16 protein-coding genes are annotated in these 16,301 nt (G+C 44.9%); 9 read left to right on the top strand and 7 right to left on the bottom strand.

Annotated elements, in window-relative coordinates; all coding sequences use genetic code 11:
• The first annotated feature begins 94 nt into the window (after window positions 1-94).
• Window positions 95-1,660, top strand: a complete 1,566-nt coding sequence (locus M662_RS19205; protein WP_035388098.1) for an FMN-binding glutamate synthase family protein — start codon at window positions 95-97, stop codon at window positions 1,658-1,660.
• A gap of 37 nt (window positions 1,661-1,697) precedes the next feature.
• Here M662_RS19205 and M662_RS19200 read toward each other — a convergent pair whose 3' ends face one another.
• The 3 genes from M662_RS19200 to M662_RS19190 all read right to left on the bottom strand — a co-directional run bounded on the left by M662_RS19200 (window position 1,698) and on the right by M662_RS19190 (window position 4,081).
• Complete coding sequence (locus M662_RS19200; protein WP_026577654.1) at window positions 1,698-2,648, bottom strand: alpha/beta hydrolase fold domain-containing protein; 951 nt, start codon at window positions 2,646-2,648, stop codon at window positions 1,698-1,700.
• Between the two features lie 115 nt (window positions 2,649-2,763).
• The gene (locus M662_RS19195; protein ID WP_008634345.1) at window positions 2,764-3,324 is read right to left on the bottom strand and encodes a hypothetical protein; all 561 of its coding nucleotides are present in this window, start codon (window positions 3,322-3,324) and stop codon (window positions 2,764-2,766) included.
• Between the two features lie 91 nt (window positions 3,325-3,415).
• A complete protein-coding gene (locus tag M662_RS19190; RefSeq protein WP_026577655.1) occupies window positions 3,416-4,081 on the bottom strand; it encodes a hypothetical protein in 666 nt (221 codons plus the stop codon).
• Window positions 4,082-4,244: 163 nt separating this feature from the next.
• Here M662_RS19190 and M662_RS19185 point away from each other — a divergent pair, with 163 nt between their 5' ends.
• The 4 genes from M662_RS19185 (at window position 4,245) to M662_RS19170 (ending at window position 8,420) form a co-directional block, all read left to right on the top strand.
• On the top strand, window positions 4,245-5,057 hold the full coding sequence (locus M662_RS19185) for a GNAT family N-acetyltransferase (RefSeq protein WP_026577656.1): 813 nt from the start codon (window positions 4,245-4,247) through the stop codon (window positions 5,055-5,057).
• 119 nt (window positions 5,058-5,176) lie between these two features.
• Window positions 5,177-5,563: a VOC family protein gene (locus tag M662_RS19180; protein WP_026577657.1), complete on the top strand. Its 387-nt coding sequence runs from the start codon at window positions 5,177-5,179 to the stop codon at window positions 5,561-5,563.
• A gap of 250 nt (window positions 5,564-5,813) precedes the next feature.
• Window positions 5,814-7,235, top strand: coding sequence for a YfcC family protein (locus M662_RS19175; RefSeq protein ID WP_026577658.1), 1,422 nt, complete (start codon window positions 5,814-5,816; stop codon window positions 7,233-7,235).
• Between the two features lie 27 nt (window positions 7,236-7,262).
• Window positions 7,263-8,420, top strand: a complete 1,158-nt coding sequence (locus tag M662_RS19170) for a M20 metallopeptidase family protein (RefSeq protein WP_035388100.1) — start codon at window positions 7,263-7,265, stop codon at window positions 8,418-8,420.
• A gap of 44 nt (window positions 8,421-8,464) precedes the next feature.
• Here the strand turns inward: M662_RS19170 and M662_RS19165 are convergent, their stop codons facing one another.
• The 3 genes from M662_RS19165 to M662_RS19155 are packed head-to-tail and all read right to left on the bottom strand — an operon-like array spanning window position 8,465 to window position 11,027.
• Window positions 8,465-8,827 carry a hypothetical protein gene (locus tag M662_RS19165; protein ID WP_026577660.1) on the bottom strand — a complete coding sequence of 121 codons (363 nt, stop codon included), beginning with the start codon at window positions 8,825-8,827 and terminating at the stop codon, window positions 8,465-8,467.
• Window positions 8,827-10,836 (bottom strand): DNA sulfur modification protein DndD, encoded by a 2,010-nt coding sequence (gene dndD, locus M662_RS19160; RefSeq protein ID WP_026577661.1) that lies wholly within the window; start codon window positions 10,834-10,836, stop codon window positions 8,827-8,829. Before dndD ends, M662_RS19165 begins: the two co-directional genes overlap by 1 nt.
• Window positions 10,837-10,838: 2 nt before the next feature.
• Window positions 10,839-11,027 carry a hypothetical protein gene (locus M662_RS19155; RefSeq protein ID WP_026577662.1) on the bottom strand — a complete coding sequence of 63 codons (189 nt, stop codon included), beginning with the start codon at window positions 11,025-11,027 and terminating at the stop codon, window positions 10,839-10,841.
• A gap of 137 nt (window positions 11,028-11,164) precedes the next feature.
• Between M662_RS19155 and M662_RS19150 the strand changes: the two genes are divergently transcribed.
• Genes M662_RS19150 through M662_RS19135 form a run of 4 tightly spaced genes read left to right on the top strand, consistent with a single transcriptional unit; the run spans window position 11,165 to window position 15,152 of the window.
• A complete protein-coding gene (locus tag M662_RS19150; RefSeq protein WP_026577663.1) occupies window positions 11,165-12,526 on the top strand; it encodes a DEAD/DEAH box helicase family protein in 1,362 nt (453 codons plus the stop codon).
• A gap of 14 nt (window positions 12,527-12,540) precedes the next feature.
• Window positions 12,541-12,708 (top strand): hypothetical protein, encoded by a 168-nt coding sequence (locus tag M662_RS19145; protein ID WP_162129322.1) that lies wholly within the window; start codon window positions 12,541-12,543, stop codon window positions 12,706-12,708.
• Window positions 12,709-14,682, top strand: a complete 1,974-nt coding sequence (locus tag M662_RS19140) for an AAA family ATPase (RefSeq protein WP_026577664.1) — start codon at window positions 12,709-12,711, stop codon at window positions 14,680-14,682.
• Between the two features lie 5 nt (window positions 14,683-14,687).
• Entirely contained in the window at window positions 14,688-15,152 is a 465-nt protein-coding gene (locus M662_RS19135) for a DNA phosphorothioation-associated protein 4 (protein WP_035388103.1), read from the top strand.
• A gap of 30 nt (window positions 15,153-15,182) precedes the next feature.
• Here the strand turns inward: M662_RS19135 and M662_RS19130 are convergent, their stop codons facing one another.
• Window positions 15,183-16,301: a cysteine desulfurase family protein gene (locus M662_RS19130; protein ID WP_026577665.1), complete on the bottom strand. Its 1,119-nt coding sequence runs from the start codon at window positions 16,299-16,301 to the stop codon at window positions 15,183-15,185.

Genomic DNA, 16,301 nt, shown 5'->3' with positions numbered 1-16,301 from the left:
GTAGGAAATCCTTTACATCAAGGATTTTCATGTTTTATCGGCTTCTTCCGGGGTAGAAAAGTTATATTCCCATATTTGGAAGGAGTGGAGCACAGTGGACAGTGTGCTGTTGGTGAGTTTGTCCGTATTGTTCGCGATTGTCGTTTTTGTTCCGGTCGTGCTTTTGCTGCGGCTGTATATTCATGATGAGAAGCAGGAGGAGCATTCGGTCCTGCGCAATTATCCGCTGCTCGGGAAGTTCCGCTACATAATCGAGAAGATGGGTCCGGAGCTGCGGCAGTATCTGTTCCATAATGACAGGGAAGGGAAGCCGTTCAACCGCAAGGAATTCGAATTCGTCAACAAGGCGGCGAAATACAATTCCCGGCTGATGTCGTACGGCGCGGAGCGGGATTTCACGGAAGACGGGTACTATTTGGTGAACGACATGTTCCCGGTCAAGGATGAGGAGCTGCGCAAAGAGGAAGCGGCACCGGTCGCGACGAAGCTGTATGACGTCGATAAGGAGAAGCTGTTCAGCCGGCGGGAGCATGCGGAGGATGGCGAGCTCGATCCGGTCTATCTTCATGAGGACGATCGTGTCGTGTTAGGGCAGGATACGGTGACACAGCCGTTCAGACCGAAGGGATTGATCGGCCAGTCGGCGATGAGCTTCGGGTCGCTCGGCGATCATGCGATCACGGCGCTGTCGAAAGGGCTCGGCCGTGCGGGCGGTACGTGGATGAATACGGGGGAAGGCAGTGTGTCGCCCTACCACTTGAAGGGCGACGTCGATATCATCATGCAGATCAGCCCGGGCTTGTTCGGCGTGCGCACGAAAGACGGCGATTTTTCCTGGGAGGAGTTCCGTAACCATGCCGGGACCGATCAGATCAAGGCTTTCGAACTGAAGCTCGCCCAAGGCGCGAAGACGAGGGGCGGGCACGTCGACGGCAGGAAGGTCACCGAAGAAATCGCCGAGATCCGTAAGGTGAAGGCGGGCGAGGAGATCGACAGTCCGAACCGCTTCCCCGGGATCGATACGCCGGCACAGCTGCTTCATTTTCTCGAGGAGCTGCGGACGGTCGGGGACAAGCCGGTCGGCATGAAGATCGTCGTCGGAAGCGAGAACCAGCTGGAGCGGCTGATCACAGCGATGGAGGAGGAAAACATCGTCCCGGATTTCATCACGGTCGACGGCAGCGAGGGCGGTACGGGCGCGTCCTATTATGCCCTCGCCAATTCGGTCGGACTGCCGGCGTTCTCAGCAGTTCCGATGGTCGATGACGCCTTGAAGCGGCACGGCCTGCGGGAGCGGACGAAGATCATCGCTTCCGGGAAGCTGCTGACGCCGGATAAGATCGCGATGGCGCTTGCGCTCGGGGCGGATCTGATCAACATCGCCCGCGGCTTCATGATCAGCGTCGGCTGCATCATGTCGCAGGTATGCCATAAGAACACGTGCCCGGTCGGCGTCGCCACGACGGACAAGAAGCTTCAGGAGGCGTTGACGATCGAGGAGAAGGAGTACCGCGTCACCAATTATTTGATCGCACTCCGTAAAGGGCTCTTCGACCTCGCCGCCATCGCCGGATTGAAGTCGCCCGTCGAGTTCAACCGGGAGCACATCGTCTATCATTCCGACTTCCGCAAAGCGGTGACGGAGGATCGGATGGCATGAATCAGAAAAAAAGGACGGAGCTTCGGCTCCGTCCTTTTTATGTTTCCGTCCGTTCGAAGGCCTGCTTCACGGCCTGGATGTATTCTTCCCGGGCGCGCTTCGATAAGGCTGCTTCCGGTGCGACTTGTTCGAAGCCGTGGTAGGCGCCGGGATAGAGGTGGAATTCGACGTCCACCCCTGCTTCGGCAAGCTTCGTGACATAGGTGAGCGTTTCGCTGCGGAAGGGGTCGAGCTGGCCGATGCACGTGTACGTGTACGGCAGTCCGCTGTAGTCCGCGGCCCGGGCAGGGGCGGCGTAGGCGGGGACGTCGTCCGTGTCGTGAAGAGCACCTAAATACATCCGCCAGCCGAAGGCGTTCGTCTTGTGGTTCCAGACCATCCCTTCGGTGATTTCGTGCGCCGATGGAGTGTCGTTGCGGTCGTCGATCATCGGATAGAGCGGCATTTGGAAACAGATCGACGGGTATTGCCGGTCACGGGCAAGCAGGGCGAGTGCCGCCGTCAAGCCGCCTCCGGCACTAACGCCGGCGACGCCGATCCGGTCGCGGTCGATGTTCATCGCTTCGTGATGGTCGGCGATCCACGTCAGCGCCGCATAGCAATCCTCGAGGGCAGCGGGATACGGGTGCTCCGGGGCAAGGCGGTAGTCGACGGAAACGACGACACAGCCGGCCGTCTTGACGATGTCGCTGCACAGGCCGTCGCTTTCGTCATACGCGCCGAGGATGAATCCGCCGCCATGCATCCACAACAGGACGGGCAGCGTCTCGTCGCTGTCCTTCGGCCGGTAGATTTTCCATTTCAGCGCATCGCCGTCCGGTCCTGTGATCGTCTCATCGGTAATGGAAACGGCCGGATCCGTGTACGGCTCTTTCCTTTCCGCGGAATTCGCACGGATCGCAGGCAGATAGGCTTCGTTCATGTAGTCGTCAAAGCCGGGAAACTGGTCGAGATGTTCCCGCAGCTCCTGGTTTATCCTTTTATTCACTGGTTACACTTCCCTATGGTTTTGTCCCTTCCATCATACGGGAAGAAAATTATGGGAGTCAAAACATCAAGAAGCCGCCGCGCCCATCGGGGGACAGGCGCGGCGGCTTCTATGATCATGCTTCCTGTTCGTTCTGGAACGTCTCCACGACGTCGGCAATCTCGTAGATCATCGCTTCATCGACGTTCTCCTCTCCTTCTTCCGGGTAGATGTCCCACGTCTTCTTCTCGCCGTCCGGGCTGTTGTAGACGCCCTGGACGTAGCCGGCACCTTCGTTATTCACGGTACCGACAGACAGGTCTTCCATCAGAAACGCATGAATGTGCGTCTCATCCGCTCCGAGGAAGAAAATCGGGTACGGGGACTGCTCGTAAAACTCGACGTACTCGTTCCCGTCGGCCGTATCGAAGGCATCCTTCGATACGATCAAGCCGTCATAGTCGCGTTCATCGCTCTCAAGCTCTGCCAAATCGACAGGGACCAATTCCAGGTTCTCCACTTCCGGCGGTTCGTCTTCCCCTGCGTAAGCAAAGACGAGGGGCTTCCCGTCATAGGACGCTTCCTCTTCCGAAGCCCCGGTATCTTCCGTTTCGTTTCCGGATGCGGTGTCCTGGCTTTGGCATGCGACCAGAGCCAGGGCGGATAAACCGACAATCAAGCATTTGAATAGCTTCATGGTATGCACCTCTTTGGAGCCGTATTTATAGACACCTTAACAGATGGACCGATTTTGTTGAATAGGCGGATGCCTCTATTTGGTCGTTTTTTTAATAAATGGAATACGTGTCATAGTCGTAGATATAGGCGTAGTGGTTGGATGTGCTGCTGACAGAGGCTGTTCCGGACCAGACGAGGCCGCTCGCTGTCGCAGAGCCGGAGATCGTCATTTCCTGGTTGTTATAGAAATCTCCGTTCACCTTCCACCAGATGGTCGTCGAGCTCGTCAATTCGGCTTTGATGCTGCCACCGAAGCCTTTTGATGTTCCATTGTAGGAGCGGTTGATATCGACATCCTCGATTTCTTCAAAAGAATAGAAGGACCCGCTACCGCATGTCCAGACATAGAGGTTCAGGGTCGGCTTGTACGAAGAACTCACATCAAGGCTGACGCCGATCCGGTGCGGGTCGACGGCTCCGCAAGAGCTTCCTTCTGTCGTCGCACGTTTGGATGCGGCGTTCTGCAGTTCGTTCGATTTATCCGGGTGCTGGGCTTTCGCCTTCTCGACGGAAATACCCTCATTGGCGGCGATTTCTTCAATCATCTCATCATAGGTCAATTTTTCAATCGTAACGTTTTCGTTATCATTCAAGTTCGCAAGGTCGATCGATCCCGACTGTCCACCCGTGCCGGCGGCGAAGGATGTGATCGGGAGACTGAAACCGAAAACCAAAAGGACGACGGCCATGCCTAACAGCTGAAAGCTTTTTCTCATGCGCTCCACTCCTTTAGTTGTTTGATAACTTCCAGTTAATTCCACCGTAACATAACTGGAAAGGATTTCAACGGGTTTCGGGGGATATGTACCTATCGTTCTATGACTTTAGGGAGGGGGTTCTTGGTATAATAATAGAAAAGGGCTAGAGGAGGCGTTGGAAATGTTCCAATCTATGCAAGCTGTGCCGCTCGGGGATGTGACGGAGGCGATGAACGACGGATTCTCCGATTACGTCGTGCCGATGCAGATGACAGAAGAGCAACTCGCGAACCGTATCGAGAAGCAGGGATTATCGAAGGAGCACTCGGTCGTGTACATAGAAGAAGGGAAAATCGCCGCCGTTCTGCTGCTCGGGATCGATGTGTTCCAGGAGACGAAGCAGGCGTGGATCGGCGGCATGGCCGTCCGTCCGAAGTTCCGGGGAAGGGGCATCGCCCGAAAACTGCTGGACTTCGCTGTCAAAACCGCGGAAGAAGCGGACTGTGCCGAAGTCCTGCTTGAAGTCATCACGGAAAACACACGTGCCTGGCAGATTTATGAGGCATACGGATTCGAAACCATCAACGAACTGATGGTCGCCGGGCTTGGCGCTTTGCCGTCCCCGGATGATGGTCTTCCGGACATACGCTTTGAAAAAGAGGAGGAGGATGTGACGGAACCGTACCGCACGCCGTGGCAGAACCGCCTGGAACGGACGGGGAATGCGTACCACATCTGTCTGGACGGGGAAAGGGTCGGCTGGATATCCTTCATGCAGAGAGAAGCGAAGGCGATGGTCCTGCAGATGCAGGTGACCGATCAATCGCTGACGTCCCGCATCCCCGCCATCCTCCAGCAGTTGAAGGTGGACTTCGGAATCGAACAGCTTTCCGTTCATAATTTAATGATGGATACGAAGGAATATGAAGGGTTGGCGGATCTTGTGGCGGGGGATGTCATCCAACAGTATCAGATGAGAAAAAGCATCGGCTGAGGCTGGCTGGACAGACCGCTATGAAAGAAGCAGGACTCTATGGAGCCTTGCTTTTTTTTGTGGAGAAAATAGTTAGAAAATTTGGTAAAATGAAGGAAACCGTAAAAGGAGACCTGCAGATGGAAATGACGCACACCCGCCTTCTTGTCGATAACTACAAGGAATGCTTTCACTTCTATAAGACTGTCCTCGGCTTTGCGGTCGTTTGGGGAGATGAGGATTCGAACTATGCTGACTTCCGTTTCCAAGGCTGTACGCTCGGTCTGTTCGAGCGCAGGCAGATGATGGAGGCGGTCGGGGAGATATATAAGGAGGAAATCCCTCGGGTCGATACGGCGGCGCTGATCTTCCGGGTGGATGATGTGGAAGCGGTGTATGAGGAGATGCGGGAGAAGGTGACGTTTCTTACTACGCCGACGGAACAGAAGGATTGGGGGATCAAGGTCGCCCATTTCCGGGATCCGGCCGGTACGCTTCTGGAAATCTATGAGAGTATGAAGCTGTAAAACGAATATTTATACAAAAATCCATCTTTTTATTCAAATTAATTGATTATCTCCTTGCGTTATTGATTGTTTTAATATACGATATAATGCATAAACATTCATAGAGTTGGACGTCAAAAGCGCAGTCAGAGGGAAGCTTGGATCGGAATCATTGTCACGGCATGATGGATACATACCTACTGATGCAGCAGCGGCGGGGACGCTGCTGTTTTTCGTTTACTTCCAGCTTCACGAAAAGGAGATCAGGCAGATGGCACATAGTAATCAGCAAACGACACCACAACCGAATCAACCGAAGGAGAATAAGGGAATCAACATCAACGCCTTTGCACTCATCTTCGGGGTCATCATCCTTTCCGCGGTACTGACCTATATCCTGCCGGCGGGGGAATACCAGCGGGTCGAACAGGACGGACGTACGGTCGTCGATCCTGATTCCTTCGAGTTCACGGATCAGTCGCCGGTCGGCTTCTTCGACGTATTCGGAAGCATCCATACCGGAATGGTGAACGGAGCGGGGATCATCTTCTTCGTCCTCATCATCGGAGGTGCCTTCGGAATCCTGAAGGCGACCGGGGCGCTGGATGCGCTGATTTTCACGCTTACGAAGAAGCTTGCGGATAAGGAACTGCTGCTGATACCTGTGCTGACCCTGTTCTTCGCGATCCTCGGGTCGTTGATGGGGATGGCGGAGGAGACGATCATCTACATCGCCATCGTCGCTCCGCTTGCGATTTCACTCGGATTCGACTCGATCGTCGGCTACGCCATGGTTGCGGTCGGGGCGAACATCGGCTTCATGAGTGCGGTGATGAACCCGTTCAACGTCGCTGTCGCTCAAGGGATCGCCGAACTGCCGCTTTATTCCGGCATGGGATTCCGGATCATCCTGCTTGCGAGCTTCTATCTGGTCGCAGTCTTCTACATTTACCGCTATGCGAAAAAAGTGAAAAAGTATCCGGAGCTCCGTTATTTCGGAAATGCTCCGAAAGATAAATTCAAGACGACATCGGAAGTGAAGATGGAGACGCATCACAAATGGATCCTTCTCGTCTTCCTTGCGAACTTCGGCGTACTGATTTACGGTGTGCTACAGTTCGGCTGGTATATCAGAGAGATCGCTGCACTCTTCCTTTTGTTCGGCGTCCTCGTCGGAATCATTGCGAGAATGTCCCCGAATAAAATCGCGGACAGCCTGATGGACGGTGCCAAACAGGTGATGGCGGGCGCCCTCATCATCGGTTTCGCCCAGGCGATCATCGTCGTCTTCCAGGACGGGAAATTGATGGATTCGATCCTGTTCTATGCAGCGAGCTTCTTAGGAGAACTGACGCCTGCCTTGAACGCGACCGGCATGTTCTTCGTCCAGCTGTTCCTGAACTTCCTCGTCCCGTCCGGAAGCGGACAGGCGGCGCTGACGATGCCGATCATCGCACCACTCGCGGACCTCGTCGGTGTGACGAGACAGACAGCCGTCCTCGCCTTCCAGCTCGGCGACGGTATTTCGAACTCGATTTTCCCGACATCGGGCGTCCTCGTCGCAGGACTTGCCATGGCGGGCATTCCATATACGAAGTGGGTGAAGTGGGTGTACCCGCTCATCCTTATCCAGATCGGCATGGCCATCGTCTTCCTGCTGATCGCCCAGGCCATCCAATTCGGCCCATTCTAAGCTTTATGACCAACGGAGGTAGCTGACATGATGACAACGATAGCGATAGATAAACAACTGACCCAATGGACGATCGACCAGCGGAGACACTTCCATAAGCACCCGGAACTGTCCGGTCAGGAGCACGAGACGTCCGCTTACGTAAAGAAACAGCTGGAGGAACTCGGCATCCCGGTTCTGCCTGGATTCTCGGAACCGAACGTCGTCGCCCTTTTCAAAGGGACGGAAGGGAAGAAAACGATCGCCCTCCGTGCCGATATGGACGCCCTTCCTATTCAGGAAGAAGGCGACAATCCCTATACCTCTACAGTGCCCGGCGTCATGCATGCCTGCGGCCACGATGGCCATACGGCGACGCTGCTCGGTGCGGCCAAATGGATGACGGAGCACCCGGATCAGATCAAGCACGACATCGTGTTGATTTTCCAAAGCTCGGAAGAGGAATCGCCGAGCGGCGCCCAGCAGCTCGTGAAAGACGGAGTGCTCGAAGGCGTGGATGCCATCTACGGCATCCATTACATGTCCAACGTCCCGAAAGGAAAAATCGGCTTCGCCGAGGGCTACGCGATGGCGTCCTGCAATGACTTCGACATCACGATCGAAGGAAACGGCGGCCACGGCGGCAACCCGCACGAAACGGTCGATCCGATCTATATCGCGACCCATCTGATCCAAAGCTTCCAGTCGATCATCAGCCGTAACCTGAACCCGATGCACCCTGGCGTGATCTCTTTCGGCAAGATGGAAGCGGGACACTCCTACAACATCGTGCCGGATAAAGTCCATTTGAAGGGGACGATCCGCGCCCTCACGTTCGAAGGCGCGGACATGATGCACCAGAAAACCGTGACCCTCACGGAAAAAATCAGCGACAGCTTCGGTGCCAAAGGCCACTACCAATTCATCGAAGGCACCCCGCCGCTCTATAACCATCCGGAATCCTGCAAGAAAGCGAAAGCCCTCATCGAAACGAGCTTCGGTGCGGACGCCTTCATGGAGCTGGAACCGGTGATGGGAGCGGAAGATTTCTCTTATTACTTGAAGGAGAAAGAAGGAGTGTTCATCAACGTGGGCATGCAGGGGGAGAAGAGCCGGTATCCTCACCACCATCCGAAGTTCGATTTGGATGAGGATGTGTTGGAAACGGGATTGGAGCTTGTCGTGCGGTTGGCGGTTTCTGAATGAAAAAAAGCAGTAAAAGGGTTACTTGAAACCTTTTACTGCTTTTTTTATAAAATAACAAACCTACTGTCTTCTAGGCTATTTTTCTCTTTAATTACAGAATCAATAACACGTAATCCTTTTTCCAAGTAATGTAACATGTAGGTAGAAACCTCTTGGTCTTCTATAGTTTTTTGAAGGTTGTTAATGATGATGTGTTTAAACATTAAGTACTCGTTATTCTTAATAATTCCTTCTGGTATTGGCCATTTTGGTGTCGAATCAGTATTAAATTCAAATTCACCATTGTAGGCTAGCCCTTTAGCTAATGCTATTTTTATTACTAAAGGCCTATCCAAATCTAATGAATTGATAGCATTTTCTAGAAGTTCTTTTCCTGTTTTGGATAAGTTCATTTTTTTATTTGCCATCAATTTACCTCCACTATATCAAAATATCCGTCACGAATTAATGTATATTTATGTTCTTCATTATAGTCTAAAAGATATTGCTTTGCGGAATGGTTTTTCATCATATCAACGTACTCTTTTGTAATTTCTGTATCTGTCGATAGAATAATTACTTGATCCGAAAGCTCTTTATAATAGTTTTCAATTAAATTGTTTCTGTGGACACTATCTAAGCGACCCAAAGGCGTATCGATTACCATAGGAAGATCTAAGTCTGAAGCCTTAATGAGAGCCCAAATAAGAGCAGATGAAATCATTTGCATTTCGCCAGCAGAACGATCTAAAATGCTGATTTCTTGTCCTAGCTCATTATAAAGTCTTATAGAATAATTGTTTATATCGAAAACCACGTCATCGAATTCATCTGTCTTTCTGAAGAGTTTTTTGAGCATAGCTTCAAATTCATCTCTAATCATTGTGGCTTTAAGTTGAGTTGCTTCATTTAAGAATTCTTCTGCAAACTCTTTGGTGTAAGTAGTATATTCTAATTTCTTAGTTAATTCCTCAGATGATACATCTGAAGATGTAAGGCGTGTTAATTGATTTCTGACATTTGTTAATTGCTCTTTCATCGGTGTTAACTTCTTAAATGCCTTGCGGATATTATCGTTTAAGACCCCTCGTTTCTCTTGTAAATAAGCAATTTGTTTGCTTTCTTTTTCTATATTTACAGATTCGGGCGCAGAAAGGATCTCTTGCTCCATTAGCTGGTGTTTTTCTATTAATTTAGATAAGTCCTCTTTAATTTTATAAAGAAGGTGTCTATCCTTTATAGGTAAGCTATTTAATATGGACTGATCTCTTGTAGATAGGTCGTGGATTTCAGGTGCCTTCACTTCGGATGATTGGTTGTCTTCTTTCAACCAAACACTTTCTCCAATCTTCTTGATCTGATTGAGTTGTTCTTTTGTTAATGGAGGATCAATATCTTTTCCTAATAAATTGTTTATGAATGTATTATAAGGTTCTAGTGCATTCTCTCTCATGATCTTTTTGTTTTTAACATCATTTTCTTTCTTCAAGCTACTCTTTAAGCTCTTAATTTCATCACTTAAGATAATGTATAAAATATTGTCTTTATACACTGTCTCAAATTCTTCTTTCTTTAACTTTAGTTTGGTAGCAAGCTCTGCTTGTTTCTTCACCAGTGTTTCCCGAGACTTAGAATTACTGGATATTTTTTGGTTCCTCTCATCTGTCACTTTTGCTAAGGATTCGTCGACCTCTTGTAGTTCTTTTTTTGTTTTTTTAATATACTTTTCATATTTCAGAATATCTTTTTCTAATGATTGTAGCTCTTTTTGTTTTTGATTAACTGTATCTTGATTAGTAGCAGAAGAAAGTTTTTTATACAATTGAGACTCTAGTGTATTTAGATTGCTAACTAATAGTTTGTAGCTGTCCAATCCAGTAATTTGGTGAATGGCTCTTTTCATTTCTGCACTGCTTTGTTTGGTAATTAATTCTTTAATTTCTTCTCCGTCAAAAATGAAGAATGGCGCAGCATTATATGGAATAATCCGATCAATGAAGTAGTTAAATGATGCTAGATCGGTAACATTTAATTTTTTTTCTAAGGAAGCAGGAGATTTTTTTACAAATATTTCTCTATATTCTCCTGTGTTTTTTTTGCGAGAATCAAAGCGCCATTTAACTTTTAAACGCCACTCTTCTCCTGAATCCATTTGAAGAGATAAGGAAACAGAACAATCCCTTCCACCTTCTTCAAAGTATGTATTATTAATAGTGTTAGCTACCAGCCGCTCTTGTTCTTCTTTGGTGATCCCTCTTTTTCCAAATAAAGCGTATCGAATTGCTTTTAGGATAGTAGTCTTACCAGCACCATTTAATCCACCCAATAATATAATGTTTCGCCCATGTTCTTGATCGTCATTCGAAAGAGATAAGTCTATCTCTTGGTTTCCATAATATGTTTTGTAATTTTCAAATGCAATTTTTTTAAATCTCATCCTTAATCACTCTTTTCTTCTTTCTTTACATAGAACGTAATAAGGTTTTCTATTTCAGCAATTTTCTTTGAGTCTTTTTGATTTTCGTAGGAACTTTTTTTCGACTCTTTTAGAAGTTTTTGTACCATTTCAAAACTTATATTATGTTTTTTCACTAATTTATGAACCAATAATCTTTCAGTATAATGCATATACTTTCTCCTTTTTTAGCAGAACTACTCTCATTTTACTAATTAATATTGCTTATAAGCAAGGTGTGATAGTAATTTGACTTAAAAATTTGAATAATGATTTGGTAGAATAGTGTTAGGAAGAGAGGGTGTTATACATGACTTTTCACTTACCTGAATATATTCAGCTAAGGGATTATCAAAAGAAGGCAATAAGAAATTGGAGACAAAATAAAGGTACGGGCTTGCTGGAAATGGCCACGGGCACGGGTAAGACAATTACCGCACTGGCATTGGCAAGTGATCTATTCCAGGATATGAAAAGACTTAATATTATAATTGTTACTCCGTTTACTCAGTTATCGTCCCAATGGATGGATGAGTGCCGAAACTTCGGCTTGAAACCCATAAAAGGATACCAAGCTTCAAAGTTATGGCAAGCACAATTAGATGACGCCATTAGAGCTTACAAGAAGGGCTATACGGACTTGGTAGTGACTGTAACAACAAATGCTACCTTCTCCATGCCTTCTTTTCAAGAAAAATTAAACAAAATGGACGAAAACACACTATTAATTGTGGATGAAGCCCATTACTTCGGCGCAAATAAATTAAATAGGTCCTTACCACAGCACGTGAAGTATAGGTTAGCTTTGACAGCTACTCCAACTAGATGGAGAGATATAGAAGGGACGGATAACCTCTTATCCTACTTTGGAAATGAAGTTGTCTTTTCCTTTTCCCTAAAAGAAGCTATAGAAATGGGTTTTTTAACTAAATATTATTATTATCCAAGGCTAGTTCATTTAAATGATCGTGAGACTGAAGAGTATGTCGAGCTTACAAAGAAAATTAAGAAACTGTACTTTCGTTCTAAAGAGGATTCTTCTGCTAAGGAATCGATGGAAAAGTTATCTTTACGACGTGCTCGTATTATTCAGTCTGCCGAAAATAAATTATATGAGCTCATTCGACTGTTAAAAGAAACAGGAGTCAACTCTCACTCTTTATTTTATTGTGGGGATGGAGAATTTGAAGGGGAAAGACAGGTAGATGTGGTAGTAAAGATATTAAGAGAGCACTTTGAGCTAAAAGCAAGTCGATTTACATCCAGGGAAACAAATTTGGAAAGAGATGATCTCCTTTCAAATTTTGAGGCCGGTAGCACGCAGGCTTTAGTTGCAATCAAGTGTTTAGATGAAGGGATTGATGTCCCTGCAACTAAATACGCGTATTTGATAGCAAGTTCCGGTAACCCTAAGGAGTTTGTACAAAGGCGTGGAAGAGTGCTTAGAAAACATAGCGGTAAGAAGGCGGCTACAATATATGATTTCATTGTGGTCCCCCCCGATCTAGCAGAAATTTCGGACGCTTCAGATGATTACCACAATATGGTTAGGTCGCAGTTAAAAAAAGAATTTTTGAGATTTAAAGAATTTTCCAGTTTAGCTATTAATGGACCTGAAGCGGAAGATGTTATATGGGAACTTAAAAAAGAATTCAATTTAATGGATATATAGGGAGTGTTTATTACATGAACGAGAATGATTTATATCGTATTTTAGATGAGTTAGAAAACAATGAGCAAGAAATATTTATGAAGATTGTTAAGGCTGAAAAAGATTTATTGCATCGAAAGTCTCTTCAAGGGACCTCTATTAAGAAAGACATATACAATTTCATCCGAGAGGGTGTGAAATAAGTGATTATTAATAAAATTACTTTGCATAATTTTCGTCAATACTATGGAACCCAAACCATTGAGTTTTCCAATTCAAACGATAAAAATGTAACTGTCATTCATGGAGAGAACGGATCGGGAAAAACAGCGCTGCTTAATGCCTTTAACTGGTGCTTATACGGGGTAACGGACTTACCTGACTCTAACCAATTAATGAACTCACAGGCTGTTGAGACCACCGAAAGTGGAGATACTATAGCTATGTTTGTAGAAATGGAGTTTATATCTAAAGAAATCACCTACATACTTAAAAGAAGCAAGACAGGTAGGAAGAATACTGGAGAAATAAGAAATGAGGAAAGTGATGTACTGCTTCAATTTTATGAAGAGGGCCGGTTGAAAAAGCTTAGTAACCCTTCAGTAGAAATTAATAGAGTTATGCCTGAGAATTTAAGAAACTATTTCTTTTTTGATGGGGAACGAATAGACAGTTTATCCCGACATGAGGATAATGGTGAAATACAAGATGCTGTAAAAATAGTAATGGACCTAGAAATTATTGATAGAGGAATTAAACACATAGAGGATGTAGGAAAAGAATTCCAGAAAGAATGGATTAGCTTAGCGGATGAGAAAACAAAGGAATTACTAGAGACGGAAGAGGCCTTAGAGTCAGAAAAGACAGATCTTATAGAAGAAGAAGCACAATTAAAAAGTAATATAAAAATACTTACAAGACAAGTCGCAGATATAGACGGACAGTTGAACTTAGTGAGGGGTATTGAAGAAAGGTATAAGGAAAGAAAAGAACTGGAAGCGAATTTAAAAGAAACAAAACAAAAAATGGATCACAAAGAAGATGCTCTCAGTAGATTAGTAAGTAAATATGGCTACTTGGCGATGAGCAGCATTCTTTCAGAGAAGGCAAAAGAAAAATTTAAAAGTGTTGGTGAACCAGAGGGGATCGTTTATCCAAATTTATCTACTGATCTTATAGAAGCAATTCTGAATAAAAATGTCTGTATTTGTGGACAGGACTTATGTAATCAACAAAAAAAACATTTGGAATCTTTGTTGGGGCAATTGGGGCCGCAAAACCAAACGATGCTAAAGAATAATTTATATTCTCAAATAGCTCTAATTTTAGATAAAAAAGAGTGGTTTATGGAAGATGTATCCACACATGAGAGAGAACTGTATCAATTAAAAGAATTAGTTAGAGATATTGGAAACAGATTAGAAGAAATAAGCCATGACCTCAGTAATCGTAGTGTAGAGAATGTATCAGCTCTTGAGAATAATCGAAGGGAACACCAGGAGAAAAGTATTAAATATCAGAAGAGAATCGGAGTTATAGAACATACTTTAGAGGATCTTGATAAGAGAAGAAGAGAAGTAGCGAAACAAATTAGCAAGCAACAGCAGATAGAAGACAAAGCTCAATTAGCAAAAAGAAGACTAAACACCAGTAACAAACTTAAAGAAGTTATGCAGAAAATATACGTATTAAAAGAAAAAGAAGTGAAAACAGATCTTCAGGAAACGATAGAAGGGGTGTACAGTAATTTCTTACGCAAAGGATACAAAATATCTTTAACGGATGACTTTAAACTAGAGGTTAAGAATCATTATGGAGAAAAGGTACCATTATCTCAAGGGGAAAGGCAAATTACTAGTTTATCTTTTATTGGAGCAATTGTTGATATTGCGCGGAAGCATTATCAAAGAAAAGCAACGAAAGTAATAAATGAAGGTGGTATTTATCCATTAGTAATGGATTCTCCTTTTGGAGCTTTAGATTCTAATCATAGAGAAAGAGTCGCTGAAGGGATCCCGAAGCTCTCTGAACAAATAATAGTAATAGTCTCCACTTCTCAGTGGAAGGGCGAAGTAGAAAGGTCCTTGTCTCCTTATGTAAGTAATCACTATGAATTACATTATCATGATCCTCGAAAGAATGATTCACATGAATATACAGAAATACGGAGGTGGTAAAAGGTATGTACAATCGGAGAATAAGAAGGCCAAAAGATCAGGAAGAGCTATATTTAAGATTAACTAATAAAAAAGAATTTGGTATTTTTGACACGTATAAGGATATATTTATGCTGTCTTTGGTTATAGGATTCTTAGAAAGTGAACGTATTTCTTTTAATGAATCAGCAGAGCCAATTCCATGGCAAGTATTTAAAGAGCGTACGGACGAACCTTTGATTAATTTAATTGCTGTGCTAGATACAGGGGATCTTTCGTTCGCAATGAATGGATCAGAAGAACAGTTTCACAGTAAAATAACAATAGCTGAAGAGTATGCATGCGCTGGGATAAAAAAGTTACAAGAATTAATTATGCAAGATGAAAAAAATGCGTTACAAATAGTCATTGATTATATTCAAGAATTTGAATCGATTAGTGATTGTGAAGAGCTAAATAAAAATCGTTTATTAAAAGATTTGAACTTGTAATAAAAAGAGCAAGGTATTATACCTTGCTCTTTATAATTCCGTGAAAATATCAACTTCTTCTATGCTAGTGTAAGGGGAGAAGGAAAATCGTATAGACTCTCTAACCTCCTTTAAATTTAACCCCGTGGCCTGTAAAACATGAGAAGGATGAGCGCTACTACAAGCGGATCCCGAAGAGGCAGCAATTACAGGTGCCAGTTTCTTTAGTAGAACTTCGTTATTTAACCCTTTAAATCTAACATTCAAGACACCAGGAATCTTATTTTCATCATCTGAATTAAATGCAATGTTATCAGCAAACTGATCCATCAGTATTTTTCGCAGTTTCTCTTCTAGATTCCATAGATGTTTCATATGTTTCTGTAAATTATTTTTGGCTATTTTTGCTGCTACGCCAAAGCCGACAATATTATGGACAGAGTAGGTTCCGCTTCTAATCCCATTCTCTTGCCCACCACCATGAAGAAGAGGAGTAAAAGGGATTAGTCTTCCATATTGATCTGCTCTAATGACCAACGCCCCGACTCCTTTTGGTCCGTGCATTTTGTGTGCAGAACAAGACAAGAAGCTCACACTATCTAAATCATTCCAATTAATTTCTACTTTACCCATAACTTGGGTAGCGTCGGTGTGAAATAGAATATTGTTTTCCGCACAGATTTTTGATAGATAATTAATATCATTAAGTGAGCCAAGTTCATTATTACCCCACATAATAGTTGCTAGGATTGTATCTTTTCTAATGGAAGCTTGAAATTCTAAAGGATTCACTCTTCCATATTGATCAACGTCTAAATAAGTAACTTCAAAGCCTTTTTCTTCAAGAAACACGCAAACATCTAGTACTGCATTATGTTCTGCTTTTGATGTAATTATGTGTTTTCCCTTATCTGAATAATAATCAGCAACACCTTTAATGACCATATTATTACTCTCTGTAGCACCACTAGTAAAAATGACCTCTTTACTCGATGAATTAATAAGCTTAGAAACATGCTCTCTAGCTTGACTAATTGCTGATTCTGCATTTATTGCTAAATTGTAATATTTACCTGAAGGGTTTCCATACTCAGATGTTAGGAACGTTTCCATAGCTTCTTTTACTTCTGGAAGAATATGTGTAGTAGCGCTGTTATCCAGATAGAGCAT

The organism is Bacillus sp. SB49 (assembly GCF_000469135.2).
Classification (GTDB): Bacteria; Bacillota; Bacilli; order Bacillales; family Halobacillaceae; genus Halobacillus.
Note: the sequence above shows the minus strand (reverse complement) of the source record. Positions and strands in the feature narration are given on the sequence as shown.

What these genes read in the sequence shown, in the direction of transcription:
- M662_RS19155 (WP_026577662.1), bottom strand. Translation starts at nt 11,027, where the DNA reads ATGCATTATACTGAAAGATTATTGGTTCATAAATTAGTGAAAAAACAT.
- M662_RS19150 (WP_026577663.1), top strand. Translation starts at nt 11,165, where the DNA reads ATGACTTTTCACTTACCTGAATATATTCAGCTAAGGGATTATCAAAAG.
- dndD (WP_026577661.1), bottom strand. Translation starts at nt 10,836, where the DNA reads ATGAGATTTAAAAAAATTGCATTTGAAAATTACAAAACATATTATGGA.
- M662_RS19195 (WP_008634345.1), bottom strand. Translation starts at nt 3,324, where the DNA reads ATGAAGCTATTCAAATGCTTGATTGTCGGTTTATCCGCCCTGGCTCTG.
- M662_RS19185 (WP_026577656.1), top strand. Translation starts at nt 4,245, where the DNA reads ATGTTCCAATCTATGCAAGCTGTGCCGCTCGGGGATGTGACGGAGGCG.
- M662_RS19170 (WP_035388100.1), top strand. Translation starts at nt 7,263, where the DNA reads ATGATGACAACGATAGCGATAGATAAACAACTGACCCAATGGACGATC.
- M662_RS19165 (WP_026577660.1), bottom strand. Translation starts at nt 8,827, where the DNA reads ATGGCAAATAAAAAAATGAACTTATCCAAAACAGGAAAAGAACTTCTA.
- M662_RS19135 (WP_035388103.1), top strand. Translation starts at nt 14,688, where the DNA reads ATGTACAATCGGAGAATAAGAAGGCCAAAAGATCAGGAAGAGCTATAT.
- M662_RS19130 (WP_026577665.1), bottom strand. Translation starts at nt 16,301, where the DNA reads ATGCTCTATCTGGATAACAGCGCTACTACACATATTCTTCCAGAAGTA.
- M662_RS19175 (WP_026577658.1), top strand. Translation starts at nt 5,814, where the DNA reads ATGGCACATAGTAATCAGCAAACGACACCACAACCGAATCAACCGAAG.
- M662_RS19190 (WP_026577655.1), bottom strand. Translation starts at nt 4,081, where the DNA reads ATGAGAAAAAGCTTTCAGCTGTTAGGCATGGCCGTCGTCCTTTTGGTT.
- M662_RS19180 (WP_026577657.1), top strand. Translation starts at nt 5,177, where the DNA reads ATGGAAATGACGCACACCCGCCTTCTTGTCGATAACTACAAGGAATGC.
- M662_RS19145 (WP_162129322.1), top strand. Translation starts at nt 12,541, where the DNA reads ATGAACGAGAATGATTTATATCGTATTTTAGATGAGTTAGAAAACAAT.